Below are 23,925 nucleotides of genomic sequence, written 5' to 3'. Positions count from 1 at the left end.
TTAGTTGCTCTCTTTAATGTGTTCTGCGAACGCTTCTGCCAGTGCTACGGCTAGCTTTTCGCGCAGTTCCAATCCCTTTTGTAACGACTCGTCGTTAGACAAAAAGAACGGCTCCAAAATCACGGCTGGCATTTTGGTTTTCATCAAGAAACGCCAACCGCGAGTATCAGTACCAGTGTTCGAGATAGGCTTAAGGCCACGATCACGCTGTCCGATAAGTCCAGCCACCGCTTTTTGTAGGCGCTGAGCAAGTGCTTGACTCTTGTCCGACTTATGCCAATGCAATGTCTCTGAACCTTGAACTGACTTATTGGCCACGCTGTTACAATGTAACTCGATGGCATAGTCAGCGCCCGATTCGTTCACATCACCGATCATCCGTGAGTAGGTGTCTCGATACATGATTACTGGAAGAATGTCTCGCTTATGTAGCTCGGCGGCCAATAAGCTGGCTAGGGGATGATTATAATCATATTCATTCATTCCGAATGTTTCGTTGTAAGCGCCGCCATCTTTAAAGCTGTGGCCAACAACAATACAGACTTTTTTCATTTATAAATTCCAAAACTTAGCTTAACTAATATGCGCTTAGGGGTTGACTGTGTTCGGAGTGGGGAGTATATTTATTTTCCAGGTCGACATCCCAATCGACTGGTGTCAACTAACGTTGAAACTTCATTTTTCACCTTTGTAATAGCTTCTTGCGCCGCGAACACTTACCTCGCGGCTTTTTTTGCCTGCAATTTAGAAAAAAAACCAGCACGAACGCTGGCTTTACTTGGATTATGGTCGGTTTTGAACGGGCTCTATCTTGTTTGATTTGAAGTAATCAAGAACAGGATTAACTCGATAGGGTTCTACGTGGAAGCTGGCCATCACCTGATCTTTACGCATCAAGTAAAACTGATTTCCGCTGTATCGCACCGCATCAAATATCACGTTCATTCTGCACCCATCGTACATGTATTCTCCCTCAACACTGAGGCTTTTGCGTATCACAAAGGATAGTCGCGCCTTGGTGGATTTAAGCTCGTTTCGAGCTCTAAATAGGTTAATTGCTAGTACGATGATAAGCGACATTAATCCGCATAGTTCATATGCGTTTAAATAAACTGAATAACTCATTTTGTCTTTTTATAGTGCGAATAGGAAAGGGGTTAGCACAAAAAACATTCTACAGTCTAAATACCTCTGCTGTCGCGTCTTTGATGCTCGTTTTTTTCGTCTGGTTGCTACAAATGGTAAATGAAATCGCCTTAGTGAAGTAGCCTAACGCTAAGGTGCGTTCCTCTTTCGACGCAATGATCATTGCGTCAATCACCGCGCTTGAGCTGGTCACGCCACCAGCAAGGGGAGCCATGATCTCGTTTAGCGCATTCGCTTGGCTTTCTAGTTCCGGCGGCAAGTCTGGTGGCGGTAAGGTTGCACCGTTATCTGACTCACTGCCGCTTGTTGGTGGCGTTAATGCAGTATTGATTTGCGCCATAAGAGATACGGCAGCATCCACATGGCCAGAAAGACCATTGATCACTGCCTCAAGCGCTTTCAGTTCTTCCTTGCTGGTAATTGGCAAGATACTCGGAGCGGGCACGTTGTCCTCTGTACCATCAACCTTGTGTTTGACGTTCACACCAATAGACACTTGTTCGAGGTCGGTTGGATCGGTGATCAACACTAGGTGCTCATTCCATTGCGTTAACGTGGCCACCGTTGCGCTCACTGAGTCATTCAAACCCTTAAGCGTTACCACTAACTGCGATGCGCCTTGGTAGTCCTCAATATCCTCGCTCACGCAGCCTGATAGCTTCCCTGACAAGCTTTCACACTTCACCTTAAGGGATTTGCCTCGGGTAAGGTTCTCCGCTTCCTTAAGGCCGCCTACGTCTAAAAACTGGCGAAACTGTTCGATTTGCTCTTGTGTGTCTAACATCAAATTGCCTCAATCAATCGTCATCAAGTCGTTACCGTTTACCAGCGTAGCGCCACACCCAAGGGCATCGCCTACCACGGCGACCGGAACGCCATTAACAGTAAGTTTTGAACTACCAGTAATAACGCCTACGTGCGGCGGGTTATCTGGTTTTACGTGCATGACGGATATATCACCCGTACCTAATACATTGATTCCATTCACGGTCAGTAGTGGCTGGCCAGAAACAAAAACACCTGGACTAAAGCCACCATGACCACTATCCACACTCCCTACAATTCCTACGGCTGGCATAGTGCATTACCCTAATGTAAATGGAGCTGCGGCAGCCTTAACAGCGAACTGGCCACCAGCATCGATATTGACGTTACCACTCGCTTTAATGGTCACTTCATTGCCCTCTAGGTTGGCTTTACCGGAGGCTTTTACGGTTGCATTACCACCCGCTTCGATGTTCGCATCGCCTTTCACTTTGATAGTCAGTGCGCCTCCGATTTGCTCCAATGTGTTCCCTGTTGAGCTGCGAAACGCATTGCCCTCGACGTGAATAACACATTGGCCATCTGGCGTAATTTCAATGGCCGTACCGCTTTGGGTATGCGTTACTGAGTAGCCGCCTTGATGCGTGATGAGCTCGCGCAAACCAAATCGCACAAAGAGCGCATCTTTGCGGTCATAGGCTGGTGGCTCGGGTTCTCCATCGGCTCGTTTAGGCTGATAGGCTTCTCCGTTCACCTCGCTTGGTAGGTACGACTCATAGTTAGGCGCGTAGTAAAGCGATCCGGTAATACGGGGATAACGGGTATCGCCATTTCGAGGAAAATCCACCCAAACCAGATCCCCTTTTTCCACTGGCACTGCATGGCCACCACTCGGTTTTGCACCTAATGGCAGTAGAAACTCGGCAAAAGGTAAATCCTTATCGGGGATTGCATCCCAATAACCAAGCAAGCGAACGGATACCATGTACAAGCCTTTCGGATGGACGGTATTTACCACTTCGGCCTGATAGCTACCAAACAAGCGGTTAGTGACGTTGGTGCGTGTTCTGTTCTCTGACGAATCGCTCATAGGTTTCTGACTCCCAACTCGATACGACACTGATACCGGTTCCCACGTTGGCAATGGGCGACACGGTTCATGATTTGTTTCTCTGGCATGGACTCATCCAGCTCGGTAGCAGGTAGCCGTTTATGGAATAGCACTGAGCACACCGAAAGAGGCGTAAAGGCAGTATTTCCGGTAAGTTCCACATCCAAAATAGGGATGATGGCCATGTGTTGATTATTCAGCGCCTTGGCTTGTGGAACGCTGACCATGACCATCGCGCCCGAACGTTGGCCACCTTGGAAGCCCTCGACGGTATCCCAAGAGGCATAGTTACGGTTAAGAACGCGCTCAAACAGGGCTTCCTCTCCGATAATGGAGTAGTTTGCAATGCTGTGCTCTGCTTCCTCTGGATTCGACTGTTCCAGCTTGAATTGCTCGCTCATATCCATATTCTTGAGCGACTTAAAGTGCATAACACCACGGCAGATAAACGCCACTGAGCCGTAATCTCTGGCCATTGTTCGAATTAAGCGAGACTTAGTACCACCAGCATTTAAATGGTATGTAGCGCCACGCTCAAAGCTGTCACATTCGATTTTTAGCTCGGGTAACAGCTCGGCCAGAATGTCTTTAGGCTGCATTTCAACAAAGAATCGAGGCGTTGTGACTGGCTCTTTAAGTAGGTGCGCATCCTTTTGGAATGCTTGAACGGTAAGCATACCGTCAGCACTGGTGGACTTGGCCACAATGAATTTTTCAATCCAAACCTGATCGCCTCGCTCGTTCACATCGGCCATCGTGACCTCGATCTCTGAACCGCGCTTAATCCCGTAGTCATCCCGATAAACGGCAGCCTGATCCATGATTTCCATAACCAGCTTGTTGCCGTCCATCGAAGCACACTCAATGTAGGTAAACGAATGAATGTGCTCGATAGGGATGTCATTTTCGTTGGTGACAACTTTTTGGGCGAGAAAGTATTCTTTGTTACTCAATGACTCGACCTCCCACACCAATCGCACCCTGACGGACAGCGATCGACTCGGCCTCATAAACCTCTGCAATCACTTCAAAAGAGATTGAGGAAGCAAACAGGCGAGTATTTTCATGGTCTACTTCGGCGGGTTCGGTCATCGCATCTTTACGGCCACGTATCTCGATGCTGATTTCCATTTCAGTACCCGCGAGCATGGTTTTCGCTCTGAATACATGCTTACGCTTGCCCTTGGTATGACGTAGCCAAACCATTAAACCTAGCGCTAGGCGGCTAAGGGTAGACTGGTTCCAAGCTAGGGCATTAATGCGATAGGTAAGCGCGACAAAGGACTTATTAATCACGGCATAAGGCTGGCCTTGTTCATTGGCCAGTTCGCCATAGTCAGCAATATCGACGTACTCCGCGCCATCAACAAACCCAATCACCGGATCGCGCGTGATGTAGCAAACAGGTAAAAGCTCATTACGGTTTGCTTTGACCTTGTCGCCCAACTTTGCCGTTAACTTAGATAGGAATGACACTGGATCGTTAAAGTTGCCGTAGTAAATCTGTCTCGACTTATCACGGCCAACAAAGCGAGAAAACTCACTGTTCTCTCGCCGTTTAGTGTCAGTCACAACTAAGGAATCAAGCACGTTCTGGAAAAAGGCAGCTACCGCACGGTCAATGTCGGTTAGCTCTGTGTGTTCTACCTTGCCATCGAATGTCACTACATCGCATGGGATTTCAAAGAACGTCTCATCCAGTTGCATGATTAGTCCTCCAAATCGTCCAGCTCGTAATACTTACGGCCTTTTACGATAGTGATGCACTTATCGCTTCGGTGTAAGGTCACATCGAACTTGTGGAAGTTGCTCGTTAGGATAGGGAGGTAAGCCGATACTGGCTCATTGCGTTGGTAGCCGTCTCGCGTTTTACGGCCTTTACCGGATCGGTTGCCCTCATAGATTTGAATGACCGCGCAATCAAAATCAATCTTGGCCATGTCTGCGATCGCTGCATCGAGATCTTTGTGCATGTTAAGCACGTTCGCGCACAACATGACGCAAAAACGGCGTTTTGAACTGTCAATTTCGGCAATATTGTTTACTACGCCTTTGGCTTTTGAACTCGGGTCAAAGTGAGTGACCGTCATGCTCTGCTTGTGGCAGTTAGTAAGACATTCTTCTGTTAGGTCGGGAAACTTACCGCAACCAAAGCTAAGAATGTTGTTCGCGTATGACCAGTTAGGCGCAAGTCTGCTAAGGCGCTTTGCACTGGCTGGCACTTGCTTTCGGCTAGTCTGTAATGTCATGCACACTCCAAAATTGGAGCGGCGCTTTAAGGATGGGGTGGACTAGGGCTAATATGAACGCAAATTATACACCTCGACGCCATTGACCCTAAATAATCAAAACGGCGCATATAAATGTAATGCGCATCAAATAAATCTTGTGAACTCTCAAGCCAATTGCGTTGCGTTTGATGTTTAAGGTGCATGCGGCGGCATTCGGTAATGCGTTGCTCACACCTTAACAGGACGTTATATGCCAGTAATCAGAAAGTCGATAGCAGAGATGATCTCGTCTCTAAAAGTGCTTAAATCATTTACAGGCTCGCTTAGAATTTTGGTTGGTACACTTGCCATTTGATGAGTCAGAATTACGAAATCACCTTCATCAATATGGATTACGGGACATAGATGACTGGGCGCTTTTTTCTCTAACAACTCAGTAGGCGTTAGCGGAATAACTAATCGAGTGTTCAATGTATCAAGCAGTTCACTTTGAACGTCAACAAAGTATGGATATGCGGTTGAAGTGCTTTTATCGTTGTTTTTGTATAGCGAAAATTGTGGCATTAGAATACTCGGTAAGAATCAGAAAATAGTCCGTGGTTTTCAGTTAGCTCGTTGCAAGCATTAATGGCATCAGCATTTTGCTCTAACCATTCAGCTTTCAGGCGTTGATTCACTTCTTTCTCAAGTGCCTTTTCCATTGTTGCTGAAAGGTTAATATTTAAGCGTTTAGCCTCGGCAAGTAACTCACTATTTAAGCTTAAGTTTGTAGCTTTCTTTGGTGCTTGCGTACTATATGCGTTTCTCATGACTGTAACCTATGCGTATTGTATGTGCGCATAAATTATAGGCACAGTGCAAGCACATAACAAGGCGTTTAAGATGGGGTCAAGCCCACTGCTTGATTGAAGCGGCGCTTTAAGGATGGGTTGGAATAGGGCTGATGTTAACGTTAAAGCTCGATCACTTCACCGTCTTGTAAGTTTTCTTCCGGTTCTGGTAAGAAATCTTCCTCCGGTTCTGGCTTAGGTTCTGGTTCAATCGAACTATCCGGTAATTCCGGTAAGTTCGCTGGTGGCTGGTTAAAGTCACGCATTGGTATGCAGACATAAATCACGCCCACGTTCGCCGTACCATAGCCAACGGCCTTATGTACGTACCACCACACGGTTCGTAATCCCTCGGCGGTTTCTTCATCCCATTCCAGTACACTACCGATAGGAACATGGTGCGAAGCAATACGCAGCATTAGCGGCTCTAAGGACTCGCCAAGGTTTTCGTCGCCATCATCCATCATGAAAAAGTTCTCTTGCTCATCTGGACAATCCAACAAAGCCACCAGCTCTGGATCGCTATAAGTGAGCGTATCTTGGTTGGTTTCTAGCTCTAACACTGATTCGTTTTGGTAGTTATCATCCGTTGGTGCCGATTCTGGCTCAACAGGGCGATACAGGGACGCTTCAAAGTGATCAGGTGATAGTTTGATAGCCTTAATCCAATCTTCCCTTAAAACGCGATTAAAGGGCTCATGGCCTTGGTATCGAACCTTTCTTACTACAGGTTTAACTACGTCACTCACTTGATGATTCTCTCTAATCTGCTTGGTGTTACGTTCATCAATTTTGCGAAATCGGTCAGTGCTTCACTCGTAGTTTTCCCTTGCAGCTTGTAGCCGTCATGGAAGTTCTGGAAGCCGACCTTAATCATATCGATATAACCTTTCTTCTCGTTGGACTCCTTACGCAGTTTGCGCGCTTGGCGCTTGATGGTTTCGCTTTCCCGTTTCTGTTTGGCGATCTGTTTTTCCATTGCTTTCTGAGCGCGTAGATACTTCGCGTGTTCGCGCGTAGCGGCGGCCTTATCCACCACCGTTTTACGGTTCCGTGCGGCAGCTTTCTTCTCGTTCTCGTTGAGCAAGTACGTTTTGTTATCTGAGCCAAAACCAACACGGCGCGCTTGCTGTTTCATTTGGTTGGCCAAGATGCGTTGCCATGCCAGCGATTGCAGCATGGTTGCCGCCTTGAGAACATGTTTACATGCCACACCGGACAATTCAGGGTTTCGGACTTTCGGGAAAGCAAACTCTTTAGGCGGCGCTATGCAGTAGTTACCCATAGTGGCCAAGTATCGATACCAATACTGGTGACGGCCACAGTCGCAATCAAAGGAAATACGGCCAGCACACGCCAATTGCACCGCTTGGTTGTAATCCCCATTAGGCGGTTCGTGTAGTAGCTCATCCCACTGCTCAAAACGCACCTTTACTCGATGCTCTTCGTGCTTCGATACGCTTGATGCTCGGACACGAATAAGCGCGATATTGTTCTTAATACCGATCAACGTGGCCTTGTGAATGCCTGTACCGTCATCGACACGGTTGTTTGCACGGTCTACGTCGATTTGACGCGAGTTCTTCACCAAAAAGGCGTAGGTGATGCCCGCTGTCTTGCTGTCATAGACCTCTTTGTGTCGCTGGCGAGCCTTGTCGAACTTGATCAGATCTTCTTTGGTAAACCGTTGCCCTTTCGCCTTTTCGCCTAGCGCTTTTAATGCCTTATTAGTTGGCTTGGCCAGCGTTGAGGCGGTCAGCGTTCGCTTGGCATTACGGCGATTTCTCTTTTGCGCCTGTTCAATCTTGTTGAATAGCTGGTTGAACTGCTTTTCATTGAGGCCAAGGCTGGCAAATGAGCCGTTATCCCGTTTCTCCGCTTCAAACTTCTTCGGCATAAGTTACAGTCCCATTTCGTCCATGAATTGACGCATGGAACGACGCACCCAAGATGCTGGTGGCAGTTTGATGGTTTCGCCAACAGGTAGCGGATTCATTGGGTCGTCTACGTCACAGACCAGACTAACCAACCAATCAAGCTCAACCGTGGCGTAAGCTCTGTAAGAGACGAGATCCGCACGATAAACCTCATCAAGTCGAATGGTGTACTCAAAGAGATCGGTATTGCCCGAACGGTTGACGTATTCCATGACGATGGCAAAGAAATGCGCCCGTAGAATATCGTCCTCGATGTGCTCTGCTGAGAGGCGGGATAACTTACTCATCATCGCCTCCCACTCGATACTTACCGTCTGCGATTAGCCCCGTTTTAGCCTTAAACAGTCCCATTGCGCGCGAGGCCATTTCTGGCTCTTTCTTAGGTTTGCGTAACAGGTCAAACAAACTCTTAAGCGTTAGCGTGTCGCCAATACTGTCTTGTGTGGCTGCATAGACCACAAACATGAGCGCGTAGGTGTCAGGGCGCAGTTCTGACCAGTCGATGTTGTACGTTGGCTTACCATCGGTTCCCCGTACTTCTTCCACGATGGATGGCGACACTTCGAAGCGGCCACCAGCGTTAGGCGGGTAAGTGATAGCGTTTAGGGATGTGAGATAGTTATAGGCTTCCATTGCCGACACAATGATCGGTCTGCCTTTTGCGTCCAGTTCGGACAGGCGAACGGCGCGCCCATACTTCGAAAAGTAGGGCGTAACCTCGTCCACCAGCACAATAAAACCGCCTTTTTTGAGCTTTTCTAACTTCTCGGGCAAAGTCAGCTTAAGGCTCATCAATGAGCGCTCTAATTGTTGGCATTCGATGATATGGAGTTGACCATCATCTACACCAGCAAGCATAAGTCGTGGCTGGCCAGATGATAGAGTAAGTACAGCTATGCGCGTTCGTGCCATGTTGTGACCTCTAAGCGCGCTTTTTAAGATGGGGAGTCTTGGTCAGTTTAACACCATTAACTAGGCTTTATAGCCCTGTTAATAGTTTTTATATTAATTAATGTTCGGAATGTTGTGGGTAAATGTTTTCGAGCAGTTCAAGTGGCAATCCCGCCAGCTTATAGACCTTAAATAACAGCTCTGTCTCTGTACCGTTGTGGATCTTCCATTGCGCTTTGCCGCCGTATTTCCCTTTTGCGTGGATAGGTATCATATCGGGATACTGAGCGCGCTTATCCGCTTCCAGTAGCGTGTCGTGGTGATAACAACACAAGGGTAATACATACGCATGCGCCCGTTCTCCAACACGACCAAACACATGATGCAAGGAAATCACCGGATTCTCTCGGCCATGCAACCAACACGCAATACACGGTAAGCGACCAATGGCATCCATAATGCGCTTTTCCTCTGCCGTAGGCGTTCGACCTTTCAATCCCTTACTGCCGATCTTTTTGGTCGGTTTCTTCGCTACCGGCTTCGCTTTTTGGCGCTCGATACGCTGTTGTTGTTTGTCACGCTGCTTTTTCTGGTATTCGGGATCATTTAAGCGCTCGATTTGTCGTTGGCGCTGACGTTCTTGTTGCTGTAATTGCTTTTTGAAGCGCTTCTCCCGTTCCTCGGGGTCATTCATCTTGGCGATTTGCTTTGCGCGCGCCCGTTCCATTGATTGTTTTTGCTTCTCTCGTCGTCTTTGAAGTTTCTCTGCTATTGTCAAAGCCATTAAAAACACCTACTATTTGTTTGCTCTTGTTTCACATTTGCTGGTGGAACATGAAAAGGCTGGTAACTCGAATTTGCTGATTCGAACTGTTTGCTAAGGCCAGCCGCAAAAAAACCGCGTTTATTCGCGGTTTTTTTGTACCTATCAAAAGTAACTCTCAATCAAAACCCGATGGCATGGCTTGCCGTCATCGTTACGCATCCGTTGCCCCAAACTGACGATCTTCATGAGCTTGCCCTCGCAGTCCCAAGGCTGATTTCGAGTTAAACACTCTTTGGCTCGTTTAAGCGCTGGCGAGCCAACTAAAAGATAAACGGCTTTGCGAGGTTTCACGCAGCATTCTCCGTAGCAATGTTTGAGGAAGTGATCATAGACAGTGAGCGTTCGGCAAACTTAAGCTCTGCTTTGCGCATATCAATGTCGCGCTCTACATGCAGTGTGAAGTTGTCACAGAACACGCCTTTCTCTTTCTGGTGCGCGTTCAGCTTCTCTTTAAGTTGAGTGATTTCTTGATTGAGTTTTTCAATGTACGACTTGAAGTAAGTCTCGCTGCCGATTTCCAGCATCACCGATGCAGGACTACGAATGATAGACAGGTCATCGCATGTAGATTCGTTGCGTAAAAGGTTAAGAACACGCTCGCCATCTTGAGTTAAGCTGTAATTCTTGCGGTCTGGCTTACCGTCTTGCGCTTCAATTTCGTGTGACACTAAACCCTTTTCGGTCATGCGACCGAGTTCGCGGTACACTTGCTGGTGGCTAGCTTGCCATGCGCCAGATTCAGGCATAGTTCGGTTTGTTAGGTCATAGCCTGTTTGTGTTCTCTGTTCAAGAATTGCTAGAAGTAGATTACCCAAAGTCATAGTTAGTTACCTTTTGTTATTGATGCCAAATTTCACCCGTATCCTCGTCAATAAATCCATGACAGAGATACTCTCTACTTGTTGAGTAATGCGTAAGTCTTCCCTTTAACGCCTTTTTGTTGCGGTTGTGCCAGTGCTCGTATCCGGCAGTAAACGCATATTGGTTGTTGTTGTAGTCTGCATAATGCAGATCTGAGCCGTTGCGAGCCTCACTCACTCCCGCCGACCAGCTTGCTAGAAAATCGTCACGCTCATTGAGTTTGATAGCTTGTCGCTCATCATCATGCACCCCAAGTAACGTGATAATTCCTAGCCCTTGCATGCGGTCAATGACGGTCGTATCGAAATAGCCGATGTAGATTTCATCGTGCGGGATAAACTCTACTTGTAGTGGCATTTCGTAGACCGTTCCATCTAGCGGTAGAGCTTCCATAAGCTCTATGAGTAGGCTCAACTGGTTTTTTGGAATTGCCATTGGCCAGTGCCTTGTCTAGTTGTTTAACCACATCTGCACACATGGAAAAGCGAGGCATTTCATTTCGTATCGCTTTTTCGTCTGCGCCCTCAATAAAGGCTTTCGCCTCATCTGCACTCCCTAACACCCAACTCACACACACGTTCGCTACCGCGCCAGCGTTGCGGCTAATGGCCATCGATACTGTTGCTCCGTGGTTAGACAGGGCAATAGTGCCTTTGCTGGTATTGAACGTTTTTATGGTCATTTTCTACAAATGATTAAGCGTGTTCGGAATGGTGTGTGAGACTATCACATCAAAATTAAGATATGCAATAGCTAATTTACCTCTTGATATCAAAAAAATACATATTGATATTAATTTTCGCGTTCGGAATGAAAGGTTATTGCCATAATCCAAAAATGGGATTAGATTACGCCACAAGCAAACAGTCGGAGCCGTTTAAGAAATGAATCTAATTCACGGATTTTGCAGCACTAATCCACTAATTAGCCCTGATATGGTGCTAATGCAGAGAGGTACATACGCCCACCAGCTAAAACGACTTTTCACTGACAGCAAACTACGTGTCGGCCATCTTTATGAGATGAAAACGACAGCAAGTAGCAGTGTTAAGTTTTGGGGTTCACTCTCTGCTTATTTTGATGAGATTACTTACAAAGCAAAAGAAAGCTACACGGAGATTGATTCTCAATATCAATTTTTAACCTATCTAGCTGATGCGGTTTACTTGATTGAAAAAAAGGGCATTGATTGGGATGTCACCATCCAGTCATTGATTTTGGACGATGACCAAACGCAAGAAACCCACGATCAACAGCTACGCAATATTAGCCACCTTCTGAAGATGACAAAGCAGTACGCAGAACAGTTTTAACGATGCTGACGATCTACCCATTGGACGAATTTATTAAGGCAAATTTCCGAAGCAATTCGGAGTTTGCCAGGATACATGGCGTTGTCTTAAACACGGTTTACAAGATGAACGCCAACGGAGTTCATGCCAGCGGTGATAGAAACAACTACACCCTTTGGTATGGCAAGAAAGCAGCGGTGAACAACAGCAATTGTTCTAGTTCCACAAGCAACGAAACAAAGGCGATGTGGTTTATATCAGACGTACCGTTAAGGTTAATTCCGTTTGGAGTACTCGAACATTAGGCACGTTCTTTATTCCTGCCGAGGTGACAACGGTTACTAAGGCGCGTTTTAAGGTAATGGTATTACGGGACATTTTAAGCTCTATTGAATGACGTTTAGACGCGATGATGGCGTAGAACATCGAAGCGATAGCCAACTTCTAATCGCATTCAACCTAGGCCAAGAGACTAGCGATGGCGTTGCCACTGACCAGCTTAAAGAGGGAAATGGCCATAAGGTCGCATACCTATACTGCACAAGTGATTTGGACGGAAAACATAAAGAAGTTAAATGTCACATTGCTATCTTCGGCAGCCCTAGGAACTCAACCAACCATGCTAAAAAATCAGAGAGGCCGTTGACGGTCATTCTTGTTAATAAAGGTCGCCATTAGTGTGGCTAGCGACTTTGTTCAGAGAGATAGATAGTTTATACCTAAGACAATAAGCATGGAGTTAATCATGAGAGAGTATGAATTTGCGCTAGTAGCATCTAGCGACGTACAAGCATCAAGGGAGTTAATCTTTAAATATGCCGACATGCTTTTCGAGGCTGGAGCCGAGGATTGCACTGTTTCTTCAAAAGGAAATGTTCTAGTCGTTGATTTTGACCGTGAGGCTAACTCATACGAGGAAGCGGTAGTAAGTGCTATTAAGCCAGTAAACTCAGTAGATGGATTAACCGTGAAAAGCGTCGATGCTGGCCAATATGTAGGGCTATCAGATACAGCGGAATTATCCCAATTAACACGCTCAGCTTTATCTAAATTTAGCAAAGGCGAACGAGGTGATGGCATATTCCCAACACCTTACTTACGAGTGCAAGGTAAAGTTCCTTTATACGATTGGAGTGAGATTGCACAATGGCTTGAAAGCAGAGGCTTGGTTGAAAAAGGCATTGCAGACAACGCCAAGATCACTGCACAACTGAACATAGCGTTAAAGCTAGAGAAGGGCGAGCTAGAACACGTATCACGACTAGCCGCAATCCTTTAGCAGTAGAATAATAACTCCATAGACAAGTTAGATCTCGAGGTTGTTACCGGTACTATGGTGGTGGCTTTTTTGGATTGAGCCCCTAGTCTGGCAACTTTAAGATTTAGTTAAGAGTTGAAAGGGGGCAAAATGGGGACGAAAAGAGCTTAGAGCAAACGTTATAGAATTATAAATGTCATGTAGTTTTGTAGCAAAATAGCAAAATAGCAAAATAGTAAAGGCTGATGTTCCATGGTGAGAAACGAACGATCTTAGGAAATAGTCATATGCAAATGTCAGGTCACAATGTGCCTGCTAGGACGCAGCCAGTAGGGTAGGCATATAGGAGTATATGAAAAACAACCTACTATGCTGGTGGATACGTTTTTATGAGCGATACTAAACGATCTATTCCAGTGTTCGGTTTGGCCGAGCTGTCTATCTAACAGTCTGTTCGGAATCTGTCCAATTTGATTTGGCTAAACTACCTCATGCTTTATCAACAATTATTATTTTAAATAGACTAAAAACAGCAACTTATTATTGGTGGTACCTGTAAAATCCTGGTGTTTTGTGTGCGAAACCTTTAAGTACGAGTGCAACAGTGTTTGAACTTAGTATGCACTAAAGTCAATAAAAAGAAGATTAAATTTTTGTCAGTTAAAGGTTTTAGCCAATATCAGATCAACTTGAACCTCAGGTGTATCACGTGAAAAGATAACCGTTATACAGGCGAGTGACCTACATAACCCGTGTCCAGCATTGGGCAGGGGAGGCCAAGAGCTGAAACAATCTGATGACTTTAAAGCTCATCGTTAGGCTCTGGAGAAAGCCCATAGCTGGTTAAACCGCTATCGTAGGTTACTTGTCTGTTGGGAAAAATAATACGAGGCCATGCTGCATTTTTCTTGTGGCCTCATTGTTTGGAATCAATCTCTTTAGGATAGGCTCTGGGCCTATATATAGTTTTATTTTTTCAATTCTGCAACAAACATTTTTTACTTATAAAACTAGTTTGTAGCTCCCCTTTGATCCACTGATTGAACAAGTTAAAGTCAGAGTGTATTGACCAGAAAAGGGCTGCAATTACTCTTTTTCCCACAAGTTCGGGGTGCCCACTCACAATTTTTAGCTTATTCACTTTTGTGCTATCTTCAATGAGGAATTCGGGTAAAAAGGCAATGCCTTTTTGGGCCTGACATAGCTCAAGAATAATTCCTAAATCATCTAATCTCCACAAATTATGTGCGGCTATAATTGATAGATTTAGCAACTCTTCACAGCCATCCATCAATAAAACTCGTTGGGGTAGCCCTCCTTTAAGGTGAGTTACGGCTTCGTGGGCTACCCACCAACAATTGACATGAAACAATTCATCAATATTAAATTCGTTCCCTGTCTTGTGATAAGGATTTCCCAACGCAAGATCTATTTTTCCCTCTCTAATATAGTTTCCTAATATAAAACTTGGCTTAGTAACAACTAATAACTCGACATTTGGAAATGCTTCAGAAAAATTCAACAAGGTTCTTTTAACCTCGCTATTAAATACTAATGGATCAATTCCAACGCGATATATAATTTGTTCTGAAATATTCATTTGCTTTACTGTTGTTATCAGCTCTCTATATTTTGAGGCGACAGGTGCTGACAGATGAAATAATCGTTTTCCTTTTTCAGTCAACCAGATTTTCGAATGGTTCCTATTAAATAAATTGAACCCCAAGTCTGATTCAAGGTTCTGAACAGCAGTGCTAACTGTAGACTGGGATTTGCCAATTTTTCGAGCAGCAGAACTAAATGAGCCCTCTTCAACTACAGCAACAAACGAAACAATATTTTCAAAACTTAGCTTCATTAATTCATCAACCATTTATAATCAATAAAATTGATTTTATATTTTTCTATAAAAAAAAGTATCGTGATTAGAGTCGAATTTCAATACTATTTGTAACTTATAAGCAACTCTAAAATGATGTTTTCCCTTCTAACAAATAAAATTTTTACACAAAATAATAATTATTCTTGTTAACGTATTTTAGGGGCTTGCAAGTAACTTTGTCGTGACGGAGGTCACACTTATTTGTCAATAAAAAAGATTCACATTTAATGTAATTCACATAAATAACAACATAACTATTTGTAATTAAAAACCTTTTTTATTTTCATGATCTTAATGTGTTTCATTTTTGATACCCTCCTCGAAGTGTTATCGATTTTATCGATAACACCTAATTTCTATTGCTTGTTAGATGTGAACTATAATTTGAAGGAAATTTAACCCTATAGGATACAAAAATGATTACTAAACTGTACGTACAAACAAGCCTTTTCTTATCAAAGTTTAAAAATGACGAGCGCGGTGTAACTGCAATCGAATACGGTCTAATTGCTGTTGCAATGGCTGTATTAGTAACTACAGCAGTAGGTGCTGACGGTTTCATCGGCAAGCTAGAAGGTGCATTCGCTCAAGTTGCGACTGCTATCGATACGGCGAGCGATGCGGCGAGCGAGTAATTACTTTACTGGTTAACGCAGATAATATCGCTAGATATTTGTGCCAGACCTATGTTTTCATTGGTCTGGCTCAGTTGATTTGGAATATCTAATAAATGTTATTTGAAGCTAATCTCGATAAATTCAGGCAAGAGTCTTAATTTTGAGTCATGAATTATATTTATTAGTATTGGCAATCGCGTGTTTGTATGTATCTATTACCGATTCTCTTCATCGTAAAATACAAAATAACGCTTTGCTTTTACTCCTCTTGTTGCAGATTTTTCTTTCACCATTGGATCTTCAGATTACAACCTTTTTGCTGGTGCTAGGGATAGGGTTAATACTTTATGCTCTGATTTGGATTGGAGCTGGTGATATTAAATATGCCTCAGTGTTGTCACTGACAATCCCTCTCAATGACCTACCATTGGCCTATATTATGACGGCGTTTGCTGGTGGTTTTTTAGCGATTATTTATTCGATTACTAGAAAATTAATAAGCAACACGTCGAGTAGCCAAGAAGGCATTCCGTATGGGATAGCAATTAGTGTTGGATTTTATTTAATAATTTTAACTCAAAACACGCCACATATTTAAACCTCCAAGAATGGGCACATTATGAGATCTCGACTGGTTTTACTTGTTGCTATTGTTGCCTTGATCGTAGGCGCGCTTGGCGTTGTCGACTTGTTCAAAAGTCAACCTCAACCCGAAGCTGTAGCTGGGGTGGTCGATAACAAAGATGAACAGCATGTTGCTGTATGGATGACAACCGAAGCTTATGAAAAAGGACATGCGATTAGTGCACAAGGAGTTATCAAACAACAGCTCCCGCATAATGAAGCATTAACGCTTGGCGTCAGAGAAGACGCACAAATCAGTTTTTCACCATCCGTTTTATTGAACCGAAGCCTAAATCCAGGCGATGTTGTGTTACCAGAGTACCAAGTTTCTCCCGGTCAACCAGGGTATATCGATCTACTGGTAACGGAAGGCATGACCTTGTATCCACTAAAAGTGAATGATGAGAACTTAATCAAAGATTACATTCGTCCTGGCTCATATATCGATATTCTTACCGTGAGCTCTCCAAACGCTAACCTCGCTGTAAATATGGATAAGCCGAAGCGCTTTCGAGGTGTAAAAGCGTCCATGTTCCTAAAACATGTCAAAGTGCTCAATATTGGTGATGGCGAGGGTGAAAACAGCAACATTACCGCTCGAACACCAAATAAAGAAGACGGTATGACGACGGTAGTTATCGAAGTGAAGCCAGATGAGTTGGCGAAGTTAGCGTTGGCTCAACGAATTATGCATATCGAGATTTATCGAAGCCAAACTTATACGCAGCCAGAATACGCGGAAGTACGCAATGTTATCGACAATTATACCGGAATTGAAGAGTTACGCGGTAATATTAATAATCCTAGAGAGGCTTTGTGATGATGATACACCATCGAATTAAGCAAGTACTGCGCGTATCCTTTGCATCTCTTTTGATTAGCTTGCTTTCTATAACAAACACTTTTGCTGCTGACCGATCTATCACACTTAATGACGGTCAGCACATTCAATTAAAGATGCCGATTGGAAAGGTATTTATCAGTAACCCTGATATCGCCGACTACAAAATTATTAATGACAATATGTTAGTGGTTTTTGCCAATGGCATTGGTCAGTCTCGTTTGATTGTCTATGGAACAGACGATGATGTGTTGCTTTCTGACCGCATCATCGTTGATTTGGATCTAAGCGACGTCAGACGTCAACTCAAGTTCCATTTTCCTGATGCAAAAGTCAAGGTTCAATCGGTGGGTGAGCAAGTCGCAGTTAGTGGTGTTGTTGATTCTGAAGAAACTCGTGATGACATTTATCGCATGGTGGCAACCTTACTCGGACGAGAAAAAACCGAGAAGTGGAAGAAAGTCGAAAAGCTGGAGTTTAATTCTGATTATTCAGATTATGAAGAGTCAGAGAGCATGGTTTTCGCTCGCAATATGACTTGGAAAGGTATAATTGAACGCATTAAGGTTGCAAAGACACAACAGGTGAATGTCAAAATATCAGTCGCTCAAGTTAATGAATCTTTTAGTAAAACAGTTGGAGTCGACTGGAGTTCTATTGGTTCTAAAGCGGGTGAGTTCGTATTTGACCAATTTGATGCGGCAAACCTAAGTACCGTGATCACTGCATTGGGTGACGATCAGGTTGCGGAAGTCTTGGCGGAGCCAAACCTGACGGTACTTTCCGGTGAATCGGCGAGCTTCCTTGTCGGTGGCGAAGTGCCCGTCATCGTGTCGAACAACAACAACGTGAATATTTCGTTTAGAGAGTTTGGTATTAAGCTCGACCTTACAGCGAAAGTACTTAGTCAAGACAAAATCCGAATGCAGCTAGCTCCAGAAGTAAGCGAAATAGAAAGTTATGTCGAAGCTGCAGGCATTAAAGTGCCACAGTTGTCGTCACGACGTGCAATGACAACTGTTGAACTGGCAGACGGAGATAGCTTTATCCTTGGCGGATTAATGAGCAGTGCTGATTTAGAGAAAATGCAAAAGATTCCTTTCATTGGCGACATTCCTGTACTTGGTGCTGCATTTCGTAAAGCAACGACAGAAAGAAAGCGAACTGAGTTGATCATCGTGGCAACAGTAAACCTCGTGGAACCAATCAAACCGAGAGATATTCAGCTTCCACACATCAAGAAAACCTCAACGTTAGCGCGTTGGTTGAATATTGATTCTGACGATAATTCTGACAGGTCATCGGATGCGACGATTCGTTTGCTATCTGAAGGAGGGTTTATTCAATGAAGAAGCTAGTACTTATTGCTTTATTGACATCGTCACTCTTTGGTTGCGCAACAGAGCGATATTTTGGCGGAAATGGCGCTGAAGCCGTGGTGTATAAAGAGCATCATAACTTTGAGTTTGCAGTAAAGAATCGTGCAGAAACAGAAAAGCAGATTAAGCAACTGATTCAAAAAATCGAATCGATGGATAAAGAAGCCACTTACGTGATCGATTACAAATCCGCGCGCAGTAAAACGATGTTAAAGAAGACATTTGAGCAGTATCCGTCACACATTATTGCCCCGCAAAGAGTGGAATATCGTTATACGCCAGCTTTATCAAGTGATCTGAATATCCAAGTGACGTTAACGCGTTTGCAAACCCAGCAATGCTCGCCTGCACAGATTCAAGTTCAGTTAGGTGAACCAGACTGTTTTGTTGAATCGATGCGTCTTAAACAAGTGTCCTACAAGTCTAGATTAGTAGGAGAATAATAATGTTTGATTTAACTAAAGCATTAACAACGAAAGCAAAACCGGCACAGTCTTCGACGACAGGTGTTGTTGGATGTACGTTGTTTTATCAATCACAAGAGTGTTTAAACCTTGTTCAGGAAGTGTTTCGATTCGAAGGTTGGAATGACCCAGAATGTGTAAGAGCTAACGCTGGCTTAACCAAGCTGACGGAACAACATAGCAGTCATATTGTTATCCTTGAACTGAACGAATCGAACAACGTCGTTGAAGATGCTAAGTCTTTCGCTAGCAAACTACCAACACACAAAGGTGTCGTGGTCATTGGTAAAGAAGATGCAATTTCGACGCTTCGTTCCCTCAAAGACATGGGCTTTTACTACGTCTTTTGGCCGGTGAACAAACAAGAGTTCGCAGACTTCTTAAACCATGTTAGTAAGAACTTGAAGACGTTCTCCGGTGTTAGCCAGAAGCGTAAGGCGAAGCGTGTAGCAGTGGTGGGTTCAAAAGGTGGTGTTGGTGCATCATTCATTACTACTGAATTGAGTTCGTTACTATCCACTCAAGGTTCCGATACTATTTTGGTTGATCACCAATACGCAGATACCAACATAGATGTTTTATTGGGACTGAAAGATTTTAAACCGCGCGGTATCGATGAGTTTACTGCTCCCTTGCATGAAATGGATGAAGAGGGAGCACTTAGCTACCTGTTTAACGCGCGAAAAAATCTGCGTCTGTTGGCTATCGATGGCGACATGAGTCAAAGCGATATTCTCAACTATAACCAGACGCTCTGTGATCTTTTAGCTCGAAACACGAACTTCATTATTGAAGACTTCTCGGGCGGTGTGGACTTCAAAGTTGAACCTCAACTCTTGGTAGAAAACTTTGATGTGGTAGTGCTGGTTTTGGATGCGTCGGTTTCTTCCGTAAGAAGTGCCAAACGACTGTTTGAGAAAATTTCCAATTTACAGCTCACATTATCGTCCCGAACTCGTGTGATTACGTTGGTGAATTATCACCGTCCGGAAAACGCGTATGTATTACAACGTCCTGACCTTACCAAATACTTAGGTGCGGATGTTGATCTCGAAGTGGGGTACTGCAAGTCGTTGTCGCACATCATTATTGATGGCAAACGAGGTCATAAGCACGATCGTCATATTAACCGTTCTATGGAACTACTGGTCAAGCTGATTAATGGTCAACCTGTTGATCAAAAAGGCATGGGATCTTGGTTGAAGAGGGTGCGTGCTAAATGAGTTCGAATAAAGACTTATACCTCGCGTTTCGCGGGCAAATATTTGAAGCACTAGATGCTGAAGCGGTTCAGAAAATGAGCCGCCGAGACTTAGAGGCTCAAATCCAAGCCGCTGTTGATCTTCTTGCAAACAGCTACCAACGTCCGATCACTTCGATGATGAAGTCAGGCTTGGTGAAAAGCTTAATTGATGAACTGTTTGGCTTAGGTCCATTGCAGCCTTTGGTTGAAGATCAGTCTATCTCCGACATCATGGTAAATGGACCTAACAACATCTTTTTTGAAAGGCACGGTAAAGTCCAAAAGTCAGAGGTGTCTTTTGTCAACGAAGAGCAGTTGTTAGCAATTGCTAAACGCATTGCTTCGCGTGTTGGACGACGTGTTGATGAACTGTCTCCAACGGTTGATGCCAGACTTGAAGATGGCAGCCGTGTGAATATCGTTATCCCACCCATTGCGTTGGATGGGACCTCGATTTCAATACGTAAATTCAGAGAGCAGAACATCGGCTTTGAAGATTTGATTGGTTTTGGTTCTATGTCTCCTGACATGGCGAGAGTGCTGATGATTGCGTCTCGTTGTCGAATGAATGTGCTGATTTCTGGCGGTACGGGCTCAGGTAAGACGACGCTGCTTAACGCATTGTCTCAATACATCGCTGAAGATGAGCGTATTGTCACCATAGAGGATGCGGCGGAATTACGCTTGCAACAACCTAACTTGGTTCGATTGGAAACGCGAACTTCGAGCGTTGAGCAGACTGGGGCGGTGACGCAGCGTGATTTGGTGATTAACGCACTTCGTATGCGTCCAGACCGAATCATTCTTGGTGAGTGTCGTGGCTCTGAAGCGTTTGAAATGTTGCAGGCCATGAACACGGGACACGATGGTTCTATGTCTACACTGCACGCCAACACACCGAGAGATGCGATTGCGCGTGTGGAATCGATGGTCATGATGGCGAACTTAAACCAGCCGCTTGATGCGATTCGAAGAACCATCGTCAGCGCTGTGCAAATGATTGTCCAGGTTAACCGACTGCGCGATGGGTCTCGTAAGATCACCAGTATCTCTGAAATCGTCGGCTTGGAAGGCGATAGTGTGGTGATGGAAGAGATCTACCGTTTCCGTTATGACGATGCACATTTTGGAGAAACCGTTAAAGGTGACTTCGTAACCAGCGGCATCATGCAACGATCTGAGCTTGTAAAGAAAGCCCAATTCTTCGGGCTGTATGACGAGCTGATGGCATCGTTTAAGGGGATATAACATGCTTTGGCTCTCACTTATCCTCTTTGCGTTCGTACTGCTTTTGGTCAGAGACTCAAAGGTCAAAAAGGTCGATCAGTTTTTCAACATCGAAGAAGCTGAAGCGGAAAACTTCAATGCTATCAACGTAAAATCACTGGTACGAAAACAAAGTTGGCAAAAGTTCAAAGAGTCTATTTCTCCAACACTAAAAGTACTTGGACCACGTTCATCGCTGTATATCGCTTTGTATATCACGGCGAGTCTCATCGCCTCTTGGTACGTCGTGGTTAAGCTGTTGTTGATGACGAATACCGGGTTGATCGTAGGCTTGTCTTTGGTGTTTACCATTATGGGTTACCGCTACCTAGTGACAAGAAGGCGACGTGATTTTGAAAACACTTTCCCTGATGCGCTAAACATTCTGATGAGTGCGGTAACCGCGGGTGACAGCTTAATGCAAGCCATCAGTTATGTTGGCGAGGTGATGGATAACTCGGTTGGGCGCGAGTTTAAACTGATGGGGGACCGACTTAAGTTGGGTGAGTCTCCAGAAGTGGTACTTCAACGTTCGTGTAAAAACTACCCTTACCCAGAGTTTCTGTTTTTCACTGTAACCCTTAGAGCAAATATTGCGCGAGGCGGTCAGCTGAAAGGCGTACTAGCAAGACTTATTCGAGTTTTGGTGGACGCAAGAACCCTAGAGAAAAAGAAGATGGCCATGACGTCTGAAGCGCGAATTTCTGCCAAGATTGTTGCGGCAATTCCGTTGATTTTCATGATCATTCTTAACTATGTAAACCCTGACAACGTCAATTTCGTCTTGTATGACCCTTCTGGTCGTATCGTGTTGTTTTATGTACTTGGCAGTGAGTTATTTGGCTTGTTCATTGTTTGGTTGTTAGTCAGAGGAGTACGCGCATGATGCTATTGATTGCCCTTATAGTGCTGTTTGTTTCGTTGCTTTTCTTGATTTTCGAATCGCTTCGTATAGAACAACGACGCAAAAAAGCCGCCCTTTATATTGGTGGAAATTCCGTACGTGCGCCTTCCCGAGTTAACCGTTTTTTTGTTCGTTTCGGTAAAGAACACCGACATGAACTGGAACAAAAACTGATCGAGGCCGGCTATTACAACACTGAGTGGGCGAAGTTTTACTTCCCTGCCAAATTAGCAGTGCTCGTGGTTATTACAGGATTGGTGTTGCTGTTGGATATGACAGCAAATAATCAGCTAATCATCATTACTTTTACGCTTATTGGCGTGATTGTCTTGCCGGATACTTTGCTTCAAATGCGACGCAAAATGTTGATTTTTAAGATGTCATCTCAATTGCCGTACTTGCTGGACATGATGTCGGTTTGCGTGCAGACCGGTATGACGATTGAGGCGGCATTGATTTATCTGAGTAAAGAATTGGCTGAGTTTGACTCTGACCTTTGTTATCAAATTAAACGTACCTCAGATGCGGCAAAAATCCACGGGTTAGAAAAAGCGCTAAATGATCTGAGTGATCGTATTCCAACGCCACCGATACGAAGCTTCGTACTGACGATCATTCAAAACTTGCAGTACGGTACATCAGTAGCGCAGGTGTTGAGCGATCTCGCTGAAGACATGCGAAAAGTGCAAATCCTGACCGTTGAGGAAAAGGTAGGAAAACTTTCCGCTAAGATGAGTGTCCCGCTGATCCTCTTCATCATGTTCCCGATCGTTATTCTGATTCTTGCACCAGGAATCATGCAAATGACATTAAATATTTAAGAGAGTAACCAGTGATTGAAAAACGTATTTCTCTCGTTTTGTTAGCGCTAGGTGTGTTGGCAGGTTGTCAATCGACATCTGCGCAACAGAGTCAGCTACAATATGACGTCGCGAGCATGGAAAAGGTGAAAAACTACGATGGCTTAATCTCTCACTACAAATCCCAGCTAGAGCAGGGCTCACAAGACCCAGAAGTGAAAGAAAAGCTGGCATGGGCGTATTTCCAAAAAGGAGATATCGAGTCGGCAGACTTTTATGTTCAGCATTTGCAAAAAGAGGGGGTAGATAACCCTGACTTGTACCAGTTAGAAGGACAAGTTTTTGATGAAAAAAACGACGCTAATAGCGCGGTAGAGGCGTATTTATCTTCCATTAAAACGGGTAATAAATCGGGACAAATCCATGTATTACTGGGTGTATCATACGCGAAGTTAGGTAAATACGAAGAGGCCTATCAAGAGCTGAACAGGGCGCGTTTGCGTGGTTATGACGATGTCGCGATCAAGAACAACATCGCGATGATTCATATGGCAAATGGTGAATACGAGCAAGCCATCGAAACACTTATACCAGTACTAAAAGATAATCCGGAAAATACAGTAGTGAAGGCGAACCTAGCGATTGCCCTTATGAAAGCGCAGCAAATGGATGCGGCAAAGAAACTACTCAAAGATGACTTTTCGGATCAAGAGCTCCACAGTATCGCCGTCGAATTAACTCAATCTAGGAGTTAATG

At 44.5% G+C, this 23,925-nt stretch carries 32 protein-coding genes; 13 read left to right on the top strand and 19 right to left on the bottom strand.

Annotation, left to right across the window (positions count from 1 at the left end; all coding sequences use genetic code 11):
* From R7O12_RS11010 to R7O12_RS10925, 18 genes are all read right to left on the bottom strand, one after another.
* Positions 1 to 552, bottom strand: a complete 552-nt coding sequence (locus R7O12_RS11010) for an N-acetylmuramoyl-L-alanine amidase (protein ID WP_213868179.1) — start codon at positions 550 to 552, stop codon at positions 1 to 3.
* Positions 553 to 783: 231 nt separating this feature from the next.
* Entirely contained in the window at positions 784 to 945 is a 162-nt protein-coding gene (locus tag R7O12_RS11005; RefSeq protein ID WP_155396901.1) for a hypothetical protein, read from the bottom strand.
* Positions 946 to 1,174: 229 nt separating this feature from the next.
* A complete protein-coding gene (locus R7O12_RS11000; RefSeq protein ID WP_213907462.1) occupies positions 1,175 to 1,930 on the bottom strand; it encodes a hypothetical protein in 756 nt (251 codons plus the stop codon).
* Between the two features lie 9 nt (positions 1,931 to 1,939).
* A complete protein-coding gene (locus tag R7O12_RS10995) occupies positions 1,940 to 2,224 on the bottom strand; it encodes a PAAR domain-containing protein (RefSeq protein ID WP_042522745.1) in 285 nt (94 codons plus the stop codon).
* 6 nt (positions 2,225 to 2,230) lie between these two features.
* Positions 2,231 to 3,001, bottom strand: coding sequence for a hypothetical protein (locus tag R7O12_RS10990; RefSeq protein ID WP_140203490.1), 771 nt, complete (start codon positions 2,999 to 3,001; stop codon positions 2,231 to 2,233).
* Positions 2,998 to 3,975 (bottom strand): hypothetical protein, encoded by a 978-nt coding sequence (locus R7O12_RS10985; protein ID WP_054579151.1) that lies wholly within the window; start codon positions 3,973 to 3,975, stop codon positions 2,998 to 3,000. Before R7O12_RS10985 ends, R7O12_RS10990 begins: the two co-directional genes overlap by 4 nt.
* Positions 3,968 to 4,729, bottom strand: a complete 762-nt coding sequence (locus tag R7O12_RS10980) for a hypothetical protein (RefSeq protein WP_213907461.1) — start codon at positions 4,727 to 4,729, stop codon at positions 3,968 to 3,970. The genes R7O12_RS10985 and R7O12_RS10980 overlap by 8 nt, the downstream gene beginning before the upstream one ends.
* A gap of 2 nt (positions 4,730 to 4,731) precedes the next feature.
* Complete coding sequence (locus R7O12_RS10975) at positions 4,732 to 5,271, bottom strand: hypothetical protein (RefSeq protein ID WP_213907460.1); 540 nt, start codon at positions 5,269 to 5,271, stop codon at positions 4,732 to 4,734.
* A gap of 228 nt (positions 5,272 to 5,499) precedes the next feature.
* On the bottom strand, positions 5,500 to 5,817 hold the full coding sequence (locus R7O12_RS10970) for a CcdB family protein (protein ID WP_213907428.1): 318 nt from the start codon (positions 5,815 to 5,817) through the stop codon (positions 5,500 to 5,502).
* Positions 5,817 to 6,062: a type II toxin-antitoxin system CcdA family antitoxin gene (locus tag R7O12_RS10965; RefSeq protein WP_213907427.1), complete on the bottom strand. Its 246-nt coding sequence runs from the start codon at positions 6,060 to 6,062 to the stop codon at positions 5,817 to 5,819. Before R7O12_RS10965 ends, R7O12_RS10970 begins: the two co-directional genes overlap by 1 nt.
* A 143-nt stretch (positions 6,063 to 6,205) precedes the next feature.
* Positions 6,206 to 6,832, bottom strand: a complete 627-nt coding sequence (locus R7O12_RS10960) for a hypothetical protein (protein ID WP_213907426.1) — start codon at positions 6,830 to 6,832, stop codon at positions 6,206 to 6,208.
* A complete protein-coding gene (locus R7O12_RS10955) occupies positions 6,829 to 7,980 on the bottom strand; it encodes a hypothetical protein (RefSeq protein WP_318125833.1) in 1,152 nt (383 codons plus the stop codon). The genes R7O12_RS10960 and R7O12_RS10955 overlap by 4 nt, the downstream gene beginning before the upstream one ends.
* A 3-nt stretch (positions 7,981 to 7,983) precedes the next feature.
* Positions 7,984 to 8,307, bottom strand: a complete 324-nt coding sequence (locus R7O12_RS10950) for a hypothetical protein (RefSeq protein ID WP_213907424.1) — start codon at positions 8,305 to 8,307, stop codon at positions 7,984 to 7,986.
* On the bottom strand, positions 8,300 to 8,932 hold the full coding sequence (locus R7O12_RS10945; protein WP_318125832.1) for a hypothetical protein: 633 nt from the start codon (positions 8,930 to 8,932) through the stop codon (positions 8,300 to 8,302). Before R7O12_RS10945 ends, R7O12_RS10950 begins: the two co-directional genes overlap by 8 nt.
* Positions 8,933 to 9,029: 97 nt before the next feature.
* Positions 9,030 to 9,695 carry a Ref family recombination enhancement nuclease gene (locus tag R7O12_RS10940; RefSeq protein ID WP_318074078.1) on the bottom strand — a complete coding sequence of 222 codons (666 nt, stop codon included), beginning with the start codon at positions 9,693 to 9,695 and terminating at the stop codon, positions 9,030 to 9,032.
* A 144-nt stretch (positions 9,696 to 9,839) separates the two neighbouring features.
* Positions 9,840 to 10,028: a hypothetical protein gene (locus R7O12_RS10935; RefSeq protein WP_213907421.1), complete on the bottom strand. Its 189-nt coding sequence runs from the start codon at positions 10,026 to 10,028 to the stop codon at positions 9,840 to 9,842.
* Complete coding sequence (locus R7O12_RS10930) at positions 10,025 to 10,558, bottom strand: PadR family transcriptional regulator (protein WP_054866672.1); 534 nt, start codon at positions 10,556 to 10,558, stop codon at positions 10,025 to 10,027. Before R7O12_RS10930 ends, R7O12_RS10935 begins: the two co-directional genes overlap by 4 nt.
* A 16-nt stretch (positions 10,559 to 10,574) precedes the next feature.
* Positions 10,575 to 11,033 carry a hypothetical protein gene (locus R7O12_RS10925; RefSeq protein ID WP_048626724.1) on the bottom strand — a complete coding sequence of 153 codons (459 nt, stop codon included), beginning with the start codon at positions 11,031 to 11,033 and terminating at the stop codon, positions 10,575 to 10,577.
* Between the two features lie 449 nt (positions 11,034 to 11,482).
* Between R7O12_RS10925 and R7O12_RS10920 the strand changes: the two genes are divergently transcribed.
* From R7O12_RS10920 to R7O12_RS10910, 3 genes are all read left to right on the top strand, one after another.
* Positions 11,483 to 11,911, top strand: a complete 429-nt coding sequence (locus tag R7O12_RS10920) for a hypothetical protein (protein WP_213907420.1) — start codon at positions 11,483 to 11,485, stop codon at positions 11,909 to 11,911.
* Positions 11,912 to 12,283: 372 nt separating this feature from the next.
* Positions 12,284 to 12,568 (top strand): hypothetical protein, encoded by a 285-nt coding sequence (locus R7O12_RS10915; RefSeq protein WP_213907419.1) that lies wholly within the window; start codon positions 12,284 to 12,286, stop codon positions 12,566 to 12,568.
* Between the two features lie 67 nt (positions 12,569 to 12,635).
* Positions 12,636 to 13,169 carry a helix-turn-helix transcriptional regulator gene (locus R7O12_RS10910; RefSeq protein WP_213907418.1) on the top strand — a complete coding sequence of 178 codons (534 nt, stop codon included), beginning with the start codon at positions 12,636 to 12,638 and terminating at the stop codon, positions 13,167 to 13,169.
* 955 nt (positions 13,170 to 14,124) lie between these two features.
* Here R7O12_RS10910 and R7O12_RS10900 read toward each other — a convergent pair.
* A complete protein-coding gene (locus tag R7O12_RS10900; RefSeq protein ID WP_282137021.1) occupies positions 14,125 to 15,006 on the bottom strand; it encodes a LysR family transcriptional regulator in 882 nt (293 codons plus the stop codon).
* A 440-nt stretch (positions 15,007 to 15,446) separates the two neighbouring features.
* Here R7O12_RS10900 and R7O12_RS10895 point away from each other — a divergent pair, with 440 nt between their 5' ends.
* The 10 genes from R7O12_RS10895 (at position 15,447) to R7O12_RS10850 (ending at position 23,923) form a co-directional block, all read left to right on the top strand.
* Positions 15,447 to 15,665, top strand: coding sequence for a Flp family type IVb pilin (locus tag R7O12_RS10895; RefSeq protein ID WP_318125831.1), 219 nt, complete (start codon positions 15,447 to 15,449; stop codon positions 15,663 to 15,665).
* Between the two features lie 142 nt (positions 15,666 to 15,807).
* Positions 15,808 to 16,245 carry a prepilin peptidase gene (locus R7O12_RS10890; RefSeq protein WP_318125830.1) on the top strand — a complete coding sequence of 146 codons (438 nt, stop codon included), beginning with the start codon at positions 15,808 to 15,810 and terminating at the stop codon, positions 16,243 to 16,245.
* Between the two features lie 21 nt (positions 16,246 to 16,266).
* Entirely contained in the window at positions 16,267 to 17,091 is an 825-nt protein-coding gene (gene cpaB / locus R7O12_RS10885) for a Flp pilus assembly protein CpaB (protein WP_318125829.1), read from the top strand.
* Complete coding sequence (locus tag R7O12_RS10880; RefSeq protein WP_318125828.1) at positions 17,091 to 18,461, top strand: type II and III secretion system protein family protein; 1,371 nt, start codon at positions 17,091 to 17,093, stop codon at positions 18,459 to 18,461. Before cpaB ends, R7O12_RS10880 begins: the two co-directional genes overlap by 1 nt.
* Complete coding sequence (locus R7O12_RS10875; RefSeq protein WP_318125827.1) at positions 18,458 to 18,934, top strand: hypothetical protein; 477 nt, start codon at positions 18,458 to 18,460, stop codon at positions 18,932 to 18,934. Before R7O12_RS10880 ends, R7O12_RS10875 begins: the two co-directional genes overlap by 4 nt.
* A 2-nt stretch (positions 18,935 to 18,936) precedes the next feature.
* A complete protein-coding gene (locus tag R7O12_RS10870; RefSeq protein ID WP_213907414.1) occupies positions 18,937 to 20,178 on the top strand; it encodes a CpaE family protein in 1,242 nt (413 codons plus the stop codon).
* Positions 20,175 to 21,446 (top strand): CpaF family protein, encoded by a 1,272-nt coding sequence (locus R7O12_RS10865; RefSeq protein ID WP_005452328.1) that lies wholly within the window; start codon positions 20,175 to 20,177, stop codon positions 21,444 to 21,446. Before R7O12_RS10870 ends, R7O12_RS10865 begins: the two co-directional genes overlap by 4 nt.
* Before the next feature lies 1 nt (position 21,447).
* Positions 21,448 to 22,350 (top strand): type II secretion system F family protein, encoded by a 903-nt coding sequence (locus R7O12_RS10860; RefSeq protein ID WP_213907413.1) that lies wholly within the window; start codon positions 21,448 to 21,450, stop codon positions 22,348 to 22,350.
* Positions 22,347 to 23,189, top strand: coding sequence for a type II secretion system F family protein (locus R7O12_RS10855; RefSeq protein WP_318125826.1), 843 nt, complete (start codon positions 22,347 to 22,349; stop codon positions 23,187 to 23,189). Before R7O12_RS10860 ends, R7O12_RS10855 begins: the two co-directional genes overlap by 4 nt.
* An 11-nt stretch (positions 23,190 to 23,200) precedes the next feature.
* The gene (locus R7O12_RS10850; protein WP_318125825.1) at positions 23,201 to 23,923 is read left to right on the top strand and encodes a tetratricopeptide repeat protein; all 723 of its coding nucleotides are present in this window, start codon (positions 23,201 to 23,203) and stop codon (positions 23,921 to 23,923) included.
* Positions 23,924 to 23,925: the final 2 nt, after the last annotated feature.

It is taken from the genome of Vibrio sp. Vb1574, assembly GCF_033338675.1.
The sequence above is the reverse complement of the archived record's forward strand: the minus strand, read 5'-3'. Positions and strand labels throughout refer to the sequence as shown.

What these genes read in the sequence shown, in the direction of transcription:
- cpaB (WP_318125829.1), top strand. Translation starts at nt 16,267, where the DNA reads ATGAGATCTCGACTGGTTTTACTTGTTGCTATTGTTGCCTTGATCGTA.
- R7O12_RS10855 (WP_318125826.1), top strand. Translation starts at nt 22,347, where the DNA reads ATGATGCTATTGATTGCCCTTATAGTGCTGTTTGTTTCGTTGCTTTTC.
- R7O12_RS10980 (WP_213907461.1), bottom strand. Translation starts at nt 4,729, where the DNA reads ATGCAACTGGATGAGACGTTCTTTGAAATCCCATGCGATGTAGTGACA.
- R7O12_RS11000 (WP_213907462.1), bottom strand. Translation starts at nt 1,930, where the DNA reads ATGTTAGACACACAAGAGCAAATCGAACAGTTTCGCCAGTTTTTAGAC.
- R7O12_RS10955 (WP_318125833.1), bottom strand. Translation starts at nt 7,980, where the DNA reads ATGCCGAAGAAGTTTGAAGCGGAGAAACGGGATAACGGCTCATTTGCC.
- R7O12_RS10875 (WP_318125827.1), top strand. Translation starts at nt 18,458, where the DNA reads ATGAAGAAGCTAGTACTTATTGCTTTATTGACATCGTCACTCTTTGGT.
- R7O12_RS10965 (WP_213907427.1), bottom strand. Translation starts at nt 6,062, where the DNA reads ATGAGAAACGCATATAGTACGCAAGCACCAAAGAAAGCTACAAACTTA.
- R7O12_RS11010 (WP_213868179.1), bottom strand. Translation starts at nt 552, where the DNA reads ATGAAAAAAGTCTGTATTGTTGTTGGCCACAGCTTTAAAGATGGCGGC.
- R7O12_RS10945 (WP_318125832.1), bottom strand. Translation starts at nt 8,932, where the DNA reads ATGGCACGAACGCGCATAGCTGTACTTACTCTATCATCTGGCCAGCCA.
- R7O12_RS10990 (WP_140203490.1), bottom strand. Translation starts at nt 3,001, where the DNA reads ATGAGCGATTCGTCAGAGAACAGAACACGCACCAACGTCACTAACCGC.
- R7O12_RS10870 (WP_213907414.1), top strand. Translation starts at nt 18,937, where the DNA reads ATGTTTGATTTAACTAAAGCATTAACAACGAAAGCAAAACCGGCACAG.
- R7O12_RS10930 (WP_054866672.1), bottom strand. Translation starts at nt 10,558, where the DNA reads ATGACTTTGGGTAATCTACTTCTAGCAATTCTTGAACAGAGAACACAA.
- R7O12_RS10900 (WP_282137021.1), bottom strand. Translation starts at nt 15,006, where the DNA reads ATGAAGCTAAGTTTTGAAAATATTGTTTCGTTTGTTGCTGTAGTTGAA.
- R7O12_RS10940 (WP_318074078.1), bottom strand. Translation starts at nt 9,695, where the DNA reads ATGGCTTTGACAATAGCAGAGAAACTTCAAAGACGACGAGAGAAGCAA.
- R7O12_RS10975 (WP_213907460.1), bottom strand. Translation starts at nt 5,271, where the DNA reads ATGACATTACAGACTAGCCGAAAGCAAGTGCCAGCCAGTGCAAAGCGC.
- R7O12_RS10970 (WP_213907428.1), bottom strand. Translation starts at nt 5,817, where the DNA reads ATGCCACAATTTTCGCTATACAAAAACAACGATAAAAGCACTTCAACC.
- R7O12_RS10910 (WP_213907418.1), top strand. Translation starts at nt 12,636, where the DNA reads ATGAGAGAGTATGAATTTGCGCTAGTAGCATCTAGCGACGTACAAGCA.
- R7O12_RS10895 (WP_318125831.1), top strand. Translation starts at nt 15,447, where the DNA reads ATGATTACTAAACTGTACGTACAAACAAGCCTTTTCTTATCAAAGTTT.
- R7O12_RS10995 (WP_042522745.1), bottom strand. Translation starts at nt 2,224, where the DNA reads ATGCCAGCCGTAGGAATTGTAGGGAGTGTGGATAGTGGTCATGGTGGC.
- R7O12_RS10950 (WP_213907424.1), bottom strand. Translation starts at nt 8,307, where the DNA reads ATGAGTAAGTTATCCCGCCTCTCAGCAGAGCACATCGAGGACGATATT.
- R7O12_RS10920 (WP_213907420.1), top strand. Translation starts at nt 11,483, where the DNA reads ATGAATCTAATTCACGGATTTTGCAGCACTAATCCACTAATTAGCCCT.
- R7O12_RS10880 (WP_318125828.1), top strand. Translation starts at nt 17,091, where the DNA reads ATGATGATACACCATCGAATTAAGCAAGTACTGCGCGTATCCTTTGCA.
- R7O12_RS10865 (WP_005452328.1), top strand. Translation starts at nt 20,175, where the DNA reads ATGAGTTCGAATAAAGACTTATACCTCGCGTTTCGCGGGCAAATATTT.
- R7O12_RS10925 (WP_048626724.1), bottom strand. Translation starts at nt 11,033, where the DNA reads ATGGCAATTCCAAAAAACCAGTTGAGCCTACTCATAGAGCTTATGGAA.
- R7O12_RS10915 (WP_213907419.1), top strand. Translation starts at nt 12,284, where the DNA reads ATGACGTTTAGACGCGATGATGGCGTAGAACATCGAAGCGATAGCCAA.
- R7O12_RS10860 (WP_213907413.1), top strand. Translation starts at nt 21,448, where the DNA reads ATGCTTTGGCTCTCACTTATCCTCTTTGCGTTCGTACTGCTTTTGGTC.
- R7O12_RS11005 (WP_155396901.1), bottom strand. Translation starts at nt 945, where the DNA reads ATGAACGTGATATTTGATGCGGTGCGATACAGCGGAAATCAGTTTTAC.